This is a genomic window from Bombilactobacillus sp. ESL1187 (assembly GCF_058107155.1).
The window spans coordinates 412,487-424,929 of the sequence record NZ_JBYLTZ010000001.1; the positions used below are offsets into that span (position 1 = coordinate 412,487).

At 40.9% G+C, this 12,443-nt stretch carries 7 protein-coding genes; all 7 read right to left on the reverse strand.

Annotation, left to right across the window (positions count from 1 at the left end):
* Positions 1–97 precede the first annotated feature (97 nt).
* The 7 genes from AC3B5B_RS02175 to AC3B5B_RS02205 all read right to left on the reverse strand — a co-directional run bounded on the left by AC3B5B_RS02175 (position 98) and on the right by AC3B5B_RS02205 (position 12,426).
* Positions 98–1,504, reverse strand: a complete 1,407-nt coding sequence (locus tag AC3B5B_RS02175; RefSeq protein ID WP_489769183.1) for a D-alanyl-D-alanine carboxypeptidase family protein — start codon at positions 1,502–1,504, stop codon at positions 98–100.
* Positions 1,441–1,968 (reverse strand): NYN domain-containing protein, encoded by a 528-nt coding sequence (locus tag AC3B5B_RS02180; protein ID WP_489757190.1) that lies wholly within the window; start codon positions 1,966–1,968, stop codon positions 1,441–1,443. The genes AC3B5B_RS02175 and AC3B5B_RS02180 overlap by 64 nt, the downstream gene beginning before the upstream one ends.
* 3 nt (positions 1,969–1,971) lie before the next feature.
* Positions 1,972–2,745 (reverse strand): 23S rRNA (guanosine(2251)-2'-O)-methyltransferase RlmB, encoded by a 774-nt coding sequence (gene rlmB, locus AC3B5B_RS02185; protein ID WP_489757189.1) that lies wholly within the window; start codon positions 2,743–2,745, stop codon positions 1,972–1,974.
* Entirely contained in the window at positions 2,726–3,139 is a 414-nt protein-coding gene (locus AC3B5B_RS02190) for a Mini-ribonuclease 3 (protein WP_489757188.1), read from the reverse strand. The genes rlmB and AC3B5B_RS02190 overlap by 20 nt, the downstream gene beginning before the upstream one ends.
* Complete coding sequence (gene cysS / locus AC3B5B_RS02195) at positions 3,136–4,548, reverse strand: cysteine--tRNA ligase (RefSeq protein WP_489769184.1); 1,413 nt, start codon at positions 4,546–4,548, stop codon at positions 3,136–3,138. Before cysS ends, AC3B5B_RS02190 begins: the two co-directional genes overlap by 4 nt.
* A 67-nt stretch (positions 4,549–4,615) precedes the next feature.
* Positions 4,616–6,106 carry a glutamate--tRNA ligase gene (gene gltX, locus AC3B5B_RS02200; protein WP_489769185.1) on the reverse strand — a complete coding sequence of 497 codons (1,491 nt, stop codon included), beginning with the start codon at positions 6,104–6,106 and terminating at the stop codon, positions 4,616–4,618.
* A 221-nt stretch (positions 6,107–6,327) separates the two neighbouring features.
* A complete protein-coding gene (locus AC3B5B_RS02205; protein ID WP_489769186.1) occupies positions 6,328–12,426 on the reverse strand; it encodes an immunoglobulin-like domain-containing protein in 6,099 nt (2,032 codons plus the stop codon).
* Positions 12,427–12,443: the final 17 nt, after the last annotated feature.

Below are 12,443 nucleotides of genomic sequence, written 5' to 3' on the forward strand. Positions count from 1 at the left end.
TTGAAGCGCCTGCTTAGCTATCATAATATTATTTAATTTTTAAAGAATTCATGGATAATATAGCAAATTTAATTTCATTTGATAAGCGAACGAACGTTTAAAAATTTGATAAATAAATAACTTTTTGTGAGTTAATAACTTTTTTTGCAGTAATTTTAGGATTTTTTTGCATAACATTTGCATGATAAGCATCTTGTAGCACTGGTTTAGGCTGACTAGTTGTCCATAAAAATTGCTTCTGAGAGCCAGACCAATGCCTAATTGCGACTTTTTGTAGTTGCAAATGCGCTTGAACAAAATTCAAGATCGCCGTGGCTTGACTAAAGCGCGCGGCATCACTATTTGCATGTAAAATCACCAAAATTACTCGTCGCTGGTGTAACTTAGCGGTGGCCACTAAACCAGCACCAGCTAAATTACCAGTACCGGTTTTTAAGCCATCAACTACATAACCTTTAGTAGCAAATTTACCGCCAGGTACTAACTGGTTAGTATTGGCTAATTCGTGTTGACCTAATTGCATTTGCTTTGGCTTCGTTAAGTTTAAAATTTGTGGATCAACTTGTAACAATTTTTGTGTGATTTTAGCTACTGCCACTGCTGATAATTCATTTTCAGTGGCAGTTGTTTGTGGATTATTATTGACCGCTGGATCCATGGATCTAGGCAGACCGTTAGCATTAACAATTTGATATTTGGTTAAATGTAACTTCTGCGCTTGTTGTAACATTTTTTGCACAAATCGTGCTTGACTACCGTACAGATTTTGACCAATCACCATAATTGCATCATTAGCGCTAGCTAGCATCGCTGCCTGTAATAATTGCTGCACAGTATAACGTGCTCCCACCTGCAAATGAGCACTACTTAAATTAGGCTTTTTTTCCAAACCAGCAATCACCGAGGAAGCTACCATAGGCGTTTGCAAAGATAAATGGCGCTTCTTTAGCGTGTACTCAACAGTTAAAACGGCTAATAATTTAGATATTGAAGCAACAGGCTGGCTCACGTGCGCATTTTTTTGCCACAAAATTTGTCCCGTCGTTTGATCCACCAAAATTCCTGCCATCACATTCTGAAACGCAGGACTGACAACATGATAGTTATCTTTGGGCAATGGTACCGCCGTAGCCGTAATTTGCTGACTTAGCTGTTGCAAACGCTGGGCTGTCTTTTTGATCTTCGGCAAAGTTTTAGCCGTGGTTAATTGCTTAGTGGTCGCCGTCAATTGATCCCACTTTTGCTGATTAAATTGTTTTTGGGCGGTAGTTAATAACCGAATTTGGTGCAAATAATCTTTGGCAAGTGTGGAATCACTTTGCCGTAAGACAGTTTGTGCAACTTGATAGTGGCCATTTTGTACTAATTGCTTAGCGGCTAGCAAATTCATCTGCTGCCGTTGTGTGGAACAGCCCACTAATAATAAAATCAGACAAAAAGTTAAGAATTGGAAGATAATTGGTCGCGTAAATGTTCGAGTTCTTTTAATTGATCTTCCCTCCATGGACTATTGCGCTGAATGTCCCGGTCAAAACGTTCGCGACTTTCTTGGTGTAATTGTTGGCGCATTTCTTTAATTCGTTTATATAATTCATACGATGGAATCCGAATCGCCCCCCGCGAAAAAATCGTCCATTGGACTGCTTGATCCGAAGTAACGACCGTGACTTGATTGGTTAATATATTGAGTTCGTTACTCAAGTTTTGAATATAGGTATCGGCGGTCACATCTTCCGGTGTAAAAATTACATCAAGATCCCATTTGGTAAATTGTTCTTTTAAACCAGGAACATACATCGCATCAAACACCACAATAATTTGCCCTTCAAAAAACTTGCGATAATCCGCCAATGTTGCCAATAATTGATCACGCGCATCTGCCAGTAAATCCTGCTGCTTTAATTTTTTCAATTGTGGCCAACTGCCAATAACATTATAGCCATCTACAATTAAGATATTCTTTTTCATATACTACTGACTTTCCCGGTTGCTAAAAGCTTGATACAACAAGACGCCGGTTGCTACACTAGCATTCAAACTTTGTACGTGACCAATCATTGGAATCGTCAACATCTGGTCAACTTGCTTTTTAACTAATGGCGATAAACCTTTACCTTCATTACCAATAACTAGTGCAATCGCCCCCTTAGCATTCCAAGTCCGATAATCACTGCCATGCATATCTGTTCCAAAGATCCAAATCCCTTGTTCTTTTAAATCTTGAATTGTGCGGACTAAATTAGTCACCCGAACAATGGGTAAATGTTCAATCGCCCCTGTGGATGTTTTAGCTACCACCGAAGTTACCCCGACGGAGCGGCGTTTAGGAATAATAATACCATTGACGCCCACCGCATCCGCTGTTCGTAAAATTGAACCAAAGTTGTGCGGATCGTTTAAATTATCCAAGATTAAAAAGAACGGTTCTTCTTGACGTTGCTTCAACTGCGCTAACAAATCCGCTAATGGCGTATACAAAAAAGGTGTCACGGTTAAAACAATGCCCTGATGATTTCCATTTTGGGACAATTCATCTAATTTTTGTTTGGGCGCATCTTGCGTTACCAGATGTTTTTCCCGGGCAATTTTAACAGCGGCTTTAATACCGTCATTGTGTAAGCCACGTTGTAAAAAAATCTTGTTAACTTTTTGTGGAGCATCCTCAGCTTGTAATACCGCCAAGGCAGCATGATGTCCGAAAATTATTTCTGCTTGATTAGCTTGACTATTGGAAGTTGAATTCATCACTATGACCTGCCTCTACTTGTTCAATGCACCATTGTGCTAATTGTTGGACCCGCTCCAATTGTCCACTAATTTGTAAATACCCAAAAATTGCTTCAAAACCAGTCGAAATATTATAGGTTTGGACAGAAGTATTTTTGGCGTGCGTATAACTCTTAGCGTTACGGCCGCGTTTAAAAACTGCCACTTCTGTAGGGGTTAAAATCTCTTGTTGTTGCATTAAAGCAATTAACGCCGCCTGTGATTTAGCTGACACAAAATGCGTCGCCCGCTTTTGGAGCCGGTTAACTTTGGTTAGACCTTGCTCTAATAAGTGTTGGCGGACAATAGTTTCCCAGACTGCATCACCTAGGTAAGCCAAAGTTACACCATTTAATTGTTGATAATCAATCATTGTTTATGCCACCGTGTTCCTTGAGGAGTGTCTTCTAAAATAATTCCTTGTGCTTGTAGTTGATCCCGAATTGCATCACTGGTTGCAAAATCTTTGGCTGCTCGCGCTTGGTCTCTTTGCGTAATTAATTGTTGAATTTGCGCATCAACACTAGAAGTCTGCTCAAACACTAAACCAAAGATTCCAGCCAACTGAGAATAAGTCGCTTTTAATTGGGCCAAGTTTTGCGCATTGACTGCTGTTTGATCAACATATGAATTAATTAAGCGCATCACTTCAAACAGGTCACTTAACCCATTTTGCACATTAAAATCATCGTCCATATGTGCCTGAAATTGTTGTTCTAATTGACTGAGCTGATGAGCTAGTTCGGCATCAAAAGCCGTGGTTTGGACTAAGTTATCCTGACGGAAAATTAAATTTTGCCAAGTTGTTTGTAAATGTTGCAAATTGTTCGCTGCAGTTCGTAAATTAGTAGCTGAATATTGGATTGGGCGGCGATATTGTGTACTAGCAATAAACAACCGTAATACCTGGGGATCAACCGTTTTGAGTAATTCATGAACCGTCACAAAGTTGCCCAAGGATTTACTCATCTTTTCATTATCTTCACCCACCGTCACAAAACCATTATGCAACCAATAATTGGCGAATTTTTGTCCAGTATGCACCTGACTCTGGGCAATTTCATTTTCATGATGTGGAAAAATTAAATCTTCCCCACCTGCATGAATGTCAATGGTTGCTCCTAAATATTTGGTGGCCATAACTGAGCATTCAATATGCCAACCTGGACGCCCTTTGCTCCACGGTGAAGACCAAGATAATTCTCCAGCAGGTGCTTTTTTCCATAAAGCAAAATCTAGAGGATCAGCTTTTTTGGCTGTTTCTTGTGCTGTAATTCGTTGACTGGCGCCCTGTTCTAAATCGTCAACTGCTTGATGTGATAATTGCCCATACGCTGAAAACTTACGAGTTCGATAATACACATCACCAGCGCTCTCATAAGCATAACCTTTTGTAATTAAGTCTTGAATAAAGGCAATAATCTCGGGAATATTCTGCGTCGCTTGGGGATTACGTGTGGCCGGCAAAACATTCAAAGCATCCCGATCTTCATTAAAAGCGGCGATATACTTACTAGTTAATTGCTGTGGTGTAATTTGCTGTTGCCGAGCCGCCTTAATAATCTTATCGTCAACGTCCGTAAAATTAGAGACATAATTAACTTGAAAACCACGATACTCCAAATACCGACGAATCGTATCAAACGCGACTAATGAGCGCGCGTTACCGATGTGGATATAGTTATACACCGTCGGGCCACAAACATACATCCGAATTTTATTAGCTTCTAACGGTACTAATTCTTCTTTGGTTCTCGTTAACGTATTATAAATTTTAATCATCAGTTCACCTCTTACGAAAAAAACAGCCGATGATTATTCACACTTATCATACGCTGTTTTTTAATAACTAGTCTGCTAGTTGCTTTAACGTCTCAGCTAAATGCTTTTGTGAGCGTTCTAAGCCTAACAATTCAATTGATTCACCAATTCCCGGGCCATGCATGGAGCGAGTAGTTGCAATACGAATTGGCATATACAATTTACGTCCCTTAACGCCTACTTCATCACGAACAGCAAAAATAGCTTGCATAATCTGAGTTGCTGTAAACCGCGGTAATTGAGCAATTTTCGCTTGAAAGACTTCTAAAGTTTTCAAGGCATCATCTTTTTGCAATTCTGCCATCGCTTGCTCGTCTAATTGATCAGGATCTTTAAAGAAAATTTGAGATAATTCCACAATTTGACTCGTGTAACTCATCTGATCCTTAAATAAGGCGACTAACGCCCGCGCCCACTCAATGGTCTTGGTATCCAATTGTTGCGGCAACAAGCCGGCTTCTTGTAAATTAACAATTGACAAATCAGTAATTTTACTTAAATCGGCTGCCTTAACGTATTGGTTATTAACCCATTCCAGCTTTTTTTGATCAAAAGCGGCGGGTGACTTACTTAAACGCTTGGGATCAAATTGTTTAATAAACTGTTTGCGCGTAAAAATTTCATCTTCACCAACTGGCGACCAGCCTAATAAGGTAATGAAGTTAAACATTGCTTCTGGTAAATAACCACGTTCTTTATATTGTTCAATAAATTGCAAGACACTTTCATCACGCTTGCTGAGTTTTTTACCCGTAGCACTATTGATAATTAAAGTCATATGACCAAACTTCGGTGGTTGCCAACCCAAATAATCATAAATCATTAATTGCTTGGGCGTATTAGCTACGTGATCATCACCGCGTAAGACATGCGAAATTTCCATTAAGTGATCATCAATCACGACAGCAAAGTTGTAAGTTGGCATGCCATCACGTTTTTGAATCACCCAATCGCCACCAATGGTATTAGCGTCAAACTTAACTTTGCCCTTAACCATATCGTCCCATTCATAGACTTTATCTTTAGGAACTTTAATCCGAATAACAGGCTTAATGCCTTGTGCTTTCGCTTCCGCAATCTTGGCTTGTTTTTGTTCCTCAGTCATACCAGCAAATTCATATTCATAATGAGGCATAATTTTGGCAGCCTTTTGAATTTCCCGATCGTGTTCCAATTCTGCTTCCGTTTTATATGACTCGTAAGCTACACCGGCATCAATCAGTTGTTGAATGTACTTGTGGTAAATCGCTTGACGTTCTGATTGCCGATATGGACCGTAATCACCGCCTACGTCAGGACCTTCATCCCAATCCATTCCGAGCCATTTCAGATTTTCTAATTGACTTTGCTCGCCACCTTCAACATTACGCTTAGTATCTGTGTCTTCAATCCGAATCACAAATGTTCCTTTATTGTGACGAGCAAATAAATAATTAAATAACGCTGTCCGCGCATTACCAATGTGTAAATGTCCTGTAGGACTGGGTGCATAACGAACCCGAATTTTATTATCAGTCAAAACTAACTCCTCTTTCTTGACAAGACTTTCTATTATATAGCTTACTTACTTTTACTTAAAAGTCAAAACTTCCAAGCAGGATTCTTCGATTTAATTCGAATTTCATCCACAAATATGAGGTGCAAAAAAGAAAATGCTCGTCCTAATTGAAGCGAACATTTTCTTTTTTATCGTACTCAATTTTAAACATCTTGGTATCAATATCATTTAATTAATTAAATTTATTGCTTGCGCTTATAACCAAACTTCGCTAACAAAACATCAGCTGCGGCGAGTAATCCGCCCGCAACTTGCCAAGAAGTTGCAGAATCATTCCCCGTTTGCGGGTAACTTTCTTGATTACTCTGCGATTTTTGCTGTGGGTCAGCTGTCAAGCTGGTCATTGGTGGCCGTTGTGTAGTCAATGGCGTCGTCGCCCCAGCATTCTGGAAAATCGGCTTAGGTTGCGTCGCCAATGGCTTAGTCGTGGTTATTGTTTGATTTGGCGGTGTTGTAGCACTTGGTTGATTAAGAGCATCCGTCACTTTAACGATCGCCGTATTTTGATACAACTTTCCGTCAGTTGCTCGATAATAATACGTCACAGAATAATTACCCGTTTTTTGAGTATTAACCTGGCCGGAATAGTATAAACCAACCGAAGCAGGCACATGATCTTGATCACTAACATGCTCAATATTATTCGTATTCACACTAATTTGGTAACCATTTTTATCTGTTAATCCTGAAAAACTAGCTTGTGGTGTCCAGTTACTACCAACTGGTAAATTAATATCCGTCACATGAACAACATAATTGGGCGTACTAGGAGTCGGAGCAGGCGTTGCTGGAACATTATTATTGTTAGTCTCAGAACCACTTGGTGGTGCAGGATTATTATTCGTTCCCGAATTGTTAGGATTACTATCTTTAGCTGTTACTTTGACATTAGAAGTACTTTGATATAACTGACCATTAGAAGCCCGATAGTAGTAAATCACCGTATAATCGCCAGCTTTGGTCGAATCCACTGTTCCCGAATAATATAATCCTACAGTTAGCGGCACATGATCTTGATCACTAACTTGCGAAATCTTGGTCGAATCCACTGTGACGGGTTGACCAACTTCATCAGTAATGCCGGCGAAGGTCGTTTGCGGTGTCCAAATCTGCCCCGTTCCCAACTGCAAACTAAAATTAGTGACATGAACGGTATAGTTATTTTTACCCGCTATTTTGACATGCGCAACACTTTGATATAACTGTCCTTCCACCGAACGGTAATAATAAGTGACAAAGTAATCTCCCGCTTCGTTAACATTGACATTACCAGAATAATAGAGTCCAGCAGTGGTTGGGACATGATCAGCATCAGCGACTTGCTGGATATTATCGGTATCCACCGCAATGGAATGTCCCTCCCTGTCAGTAATACCCGCAAAAGTCGTCTTGGGCGTCCAAACTCGACCGTCACCCACTAGTGAACTAAAGTTCGTCACATGCACTGCATAATTGGGTTTAACATCCTGACCTGCTACTTGAATGTGGGCAATGCTTTGATACAGCTGACCATTGGCAGCGCGATAATAATAAGTGACATAGTAATCGCCTACTTTATCAATGTTCACATTACCGGAATAGTATAATCCTGTCTCAGCAGGCACTTGTTTTTCATCAGCCACTTGTGGAATTTTTTGTGTATCAACAGAAACTGGTTGCCCAGCTGCATCAGTAATACCCGCAAAAGTCGTTTGTGTTGTCCAAACTCGCCCATCACCTAGTTGTACATGAAAATCAGTGACATGAACCGTATAACTTGAAGCTTCTCCTGGTTTATTTGGATTTGTTGGATTAGTGCCTGGATTAGTATCTGGCTGATGATTATCTCCAGGATTCGTGCCCGGCAATTCTCCTGGTTTATTCGGATCTGTTGGATTGGTGCCTGGATTAGTATCTGGCTGATGATTATCTCCAGGATTCGTGCCTGGCAATTCTCCTGGTTTATTCGGATCTGTTGGATTGGTGCCTGGATTAATATCCGGATTTTGACCATCGCTAGGATCCGTTGGAACTTCGCCTGTGTCTGTAGCTTTAGCCTTCACAGTCACCACGGCATCTTGTTGAGCCCAAGTATTTCCTTCACTGTCCACATAAGCATAATGAATCGTATAAGTTCCCGGAGTTGTCACATCGACACTACCAGTAACCTTAATTTGATCCTTATTTAACGGATTACCCTTCTCATCAGTACAATGTTGAAGATCCAAGTTGAGCATTGGATCCCAATAAGCATCCGCACCAGCTGTAATTGTACTTGAATGCGTAATAATTTGCGCTTTACTTGCTTGAACGGTAATCAAAATACTATCCGTCACAGTTTTCGCTGCACCATCAGTATAACTATAATTAATCTGATATTCTCCTGGAGTACTAGGATCGACTTTGCCGTGAGGATAACTTATAACCACTTGACTAGGATCAAGCACTTTACCGTCTGAATCTAATAAACTATTACCATGCTCATCGACTAAACTAGTGATCAAAGCCAAGGACTGTTCATCACTCCATTGCGCATTAGGTTTAGCAATCAAAGTAGTGGCTTGTGCTTTAATCTCTGATACATCGGCGACTACAGTAATCGTCGAATCTGCCGGGACTTGATTGCCAGCCAAATCAGTGTAAACATAATGCACTACATACTTTCCAGGTGTTGTTAGATCTACTTGATCACCAGAAATAGTTAAGCGACTTGGGTCAATAGCGCTCGGTTGCACCAGATTGCCTTGCTCATCCACCAAGTGATCTAATCCAGTTACTGGATCCCAATGGACACTAGTGCCAGCAACTACCGTTTGATCTTTACCAACTAATGCCACTTGACTTAAGACGACATGGACTGTAACTGCTGTTGCTTGATGATTACCATCTTGATCGGTATATTCATAGGTGACAACATAATCGCCTGGTACTTGTGGATTAACTTGATCTGCTCCCGTAACTTGCAGTTGCTCAATATTTAAAGAATTACCATTCTCATCAGTCGCACTAGTCAGATTATCTTGAGCCTTCCAAGAAGCTTGTGGGCCGGCAATAATAGTTGAATCATGCGCCTTGATCTCTATTGGGCTCAAAACTTGGATATCAGCATCAGCTTGGGCTTGATTGCCCGCTAAATCGGTATAAATATAATGAACTTGATAATTGCCTGGTTTTGTAGGATCCACTTCATCCCCATTAATACTCAACCGACTTGTGTCAATATTATCAGGCTGAATGATATTACCATATTCATCAACCAGATGATCTAATCCAGATATTGGTTGCCATTTAGCGTCAGCAGCAGCAACGATTGTCTGATTTTTACCGGTTAAGGCAACTTGAGTGTTAGCGACCTGAACTGTTGCCGAAGCTGTAATATCATTCCCCAAATCATCAGTATAGTGATAAATAACGCTTTGATCACCTGCTTGCGTCACATCAATTGACCCATCAACATGATAATTAGGATTAGTGACTACTTGACCTTGACTATCTGTTACTTGATCAAAGTTATCGGCTGGCTGCCAAGCTGGTGTATTCGGACCAATAATTACTAACGTATTGTGAACCATAATCTTTGAAGCGGGAACAACTGTCACTGTTCCGATAGCTGTTACTGTTTTACCAGCGTGATCAGTGTAGCTATAAACAATTTCATAATTACCCGGTTTCGTCACGTCGACCGGACCATTAGGATAGCTAATTGTTACTTGAGAGGGATCAATTACCTTGCCGTTACTATCCAGTAAACTACTGCCATTTTCATCAACTAATTGGGTGATTAAGGCTAAGGATTGATTATCAGTCCAAGCAGCGTGTTCGTCAGTGCTTTGGGTGATGGTCTGATCTTGCGTTTGCATTTGAGCTTGATCGGCCTTCACAGTGACGGTAGCTGTTGTGGTCACTGTCTTGCCTGCATGATCGGTATAACTGTAGTCAATTTGATATTGTCCGGGCATGGTTACATCCACATTCCCCTGGGGATAACTAATCGTCACTAAATTAGGATCAATTTTGCCGTCGCGCCCAATTAACGTATTACCACTCTCACTGACAAAACGACTAATTAAAGCCAAAGATTTATTATCATTCCAGCTATTAGCTGGTTGGGAACTTTGCGTTACCGTCGTATTTTGGGCCGTAATGCTAGCAATATCGGGGGCCACCATCACGGTTGCTTGGGCGGTCACGGTTTTACCAGCATGATCGGTATAACTATAATTAATTTCATAATAGCCTGGTGTCGTCACATCAACATTATCGACATCAATGTACTGATCACCGTCTTTTTTCTGATAACTAATTGTCACCAAATTAGGATTAATTTTGCCATCACGGCCAATTAATGTATTACCACTCTCACTGACAAAACGACTGATTAAAGCCAAAGATTTATTATCATTCCACGCATTAGTTGCTTTGTTACTTTGCGTCACCGTTGTATCTTGCGCTGTAATATCGGCGATATCGGGCGCGACCATCACAGTGGCTTTGGCGGTTACGGTTTTACCAGCATGATCGGTATAACTATAATTAATTTCATAATAACCCGGTGTCGTCACATCAACATTATCGACATCAATATACTGGTCACCGTCTTTTTTCTGATAACTAATTGTCACTAAATTAGGATTAATCGTCCCATCACGACCAATCAACGTATTACCACTTTCGTTCACCAAGCGATTGATCAAAGCTAATGACTTGGACTTATTCCACGCATTAGTTGCTTGATTACTCTGCGTCACCGTTGTATCTTGCGCTGTAATATCGGCAATATCGGGCGCGACCATCACAGTGGCTTGACTGGTTACCGTCTTACCTGCACCATCGGTATAACTATAATTAATTTCATAATATCCCGGCGTCGTCACATCAACATTATCGACATCAATGTACTGATCACCGTCTTTTTTCTGATAGCTAATTGTCACTAAACCAGGAGCAATCGTCCCATCACGACCGATTAACGTATTACCACTTTCGTTCACCAAGCGATTGATCAAGGCTAACGACTTCGACTTATTCCACGCATTGGCAGCTTGATTACTTTGGGTCACCGTTGTATTTTGAGCTGTGATGTTGGCGATATCAGGGGCTACCATGACCATTGCCTTACTGGTTACCGTCTTGCCCACACCATCAGTATAACTATAATTAATTTCATAATAACCCGGCGTCGTCACATCAACATTATCAACATTGATATACTGATCACCGTCTTTTTTCTGATAACTAATTGTCACTAAACCAGGAGCAATTGTCCCATCACGACCGATTAACGTATTACCACTTTCATTCACCAAACGATTGATCAAGGCTAACGATTTTGAATCATTCCACGCATTAGCAGCTTGATTACTTTGGGTGATCGTCGTATCTTGCGCTGTAATGTCAGCAATATCGGAAGCAACCACCACAGTGGCTTGACTAGTTACCGTCTTACCAGCATTGTCCGTATAACTATAATTAATTTCATAATGACCGGGAGTCGTAACGTCAACTTTTCCATTAGGATAGGTAATTTTCACTTTAGTAGGATCAATTACTTGACCCTTGCTATCTAGTAAGCTATTACCCTTTTCATCAACTAATTGGGTGATGAGGGCCAAGGATTGATCCTCAGTCCAGCTAGCATTAGCCTTAGAGCTTTGTGAGACAGTAGTGCCTTGCGTTGCAAGGTTTGCAACATCTGGATTAACAGTAACTTTGGCTGTAGCTGTCACGGTCTTACCCGCATTGTCAGTGTAGCTATAATTAATCGGGTATTGTCCCGGCGTGGTTACATCAACATCGCCTTGCGGATAACTAATCGTCACTAAGTTCGGATTAATCGTGCCATCGCGACCAATTAACGTATTCCCATTCTCGCTCACAAAATGATTAATCAAAGCTAACGATTTCGAATCATTCCACGCATTGGACGCTTTGTTACTTTGGGTCACCGTTGTGTCTTGTGCCGTAATGTTAGCAATGTCGGGCGCAACCATCACGGTCGCCTTGCTGGTCACCGTCTTACCCACACCGTCGGTATAGCTATAATTAATTTCATAATAACCGGGTGTGGTCACATCAACATTATCGGCATCGGTGTACTGGTCACCGTCTTTTTTCTGATAACTAATTGTTACTAAATTGGGCTTAATCGTGCCGTCACGACCAATTAACGTGTTGCCGCGTTCGTTAACCAAGCGATTAATCAAGGCCAACGACTTCGAATCATTCCATGCATTAGTAGCTTTGTTACTTTGGGTCACCGTAATATCTTGCACTGTCATGTCGGCAATATCCGGGGCCACCATCACTATCGCCTTGCTGG

What these genes read in the sequence shown, in the direction of transcription:
- AC3B5B_RS02175 (WP_489769183.1), bottom strand. Translation starts at nt 1,504, where the DNA reads ATGGAGGGAAGATCAATTAAAAGAACTCGAACATTTACGCGACCAATT.
- AC3B5B_RS02180 (WP_489757190.1), bottom strand. Translation starts at nt 1,968, where the DNA reads ATGAAAAAGAATATCTTAATTGTAGATGGCTATAATGTTATTGGCAGT.
- rlmB (WP_489757189.1), bottom strand. Translation starts at nt 2,745, where the DNA reads ATGAATTCAACTTCCAATAGTCAAGCTAATCAAGCAGAAATAATTTTC.
- AC3B5B_RS02190 (WP_489757188.1), bottom strand. Translation starts at nt 3,139, where the DNA reads ATGATTGATTATCAACAATTAAATGGTGTAACTTTGGCTTACCTAGGT.
- cysS (WP_489769184.1), bottom strand. Translation starts at nt 4,548, where the DNA reads ATGATTAAAATTTATAATACGTTAACGAGAACCAAAGAAGAATTAGTA.
- AC3B5B_RS02205 (WP_489769186.1), bottom strand. Translation starts at nt 12,426, where the DNA reads ATGGTGGCCCCGGATATTGCCGACATGACAGTGCAAGATATTACGGTG.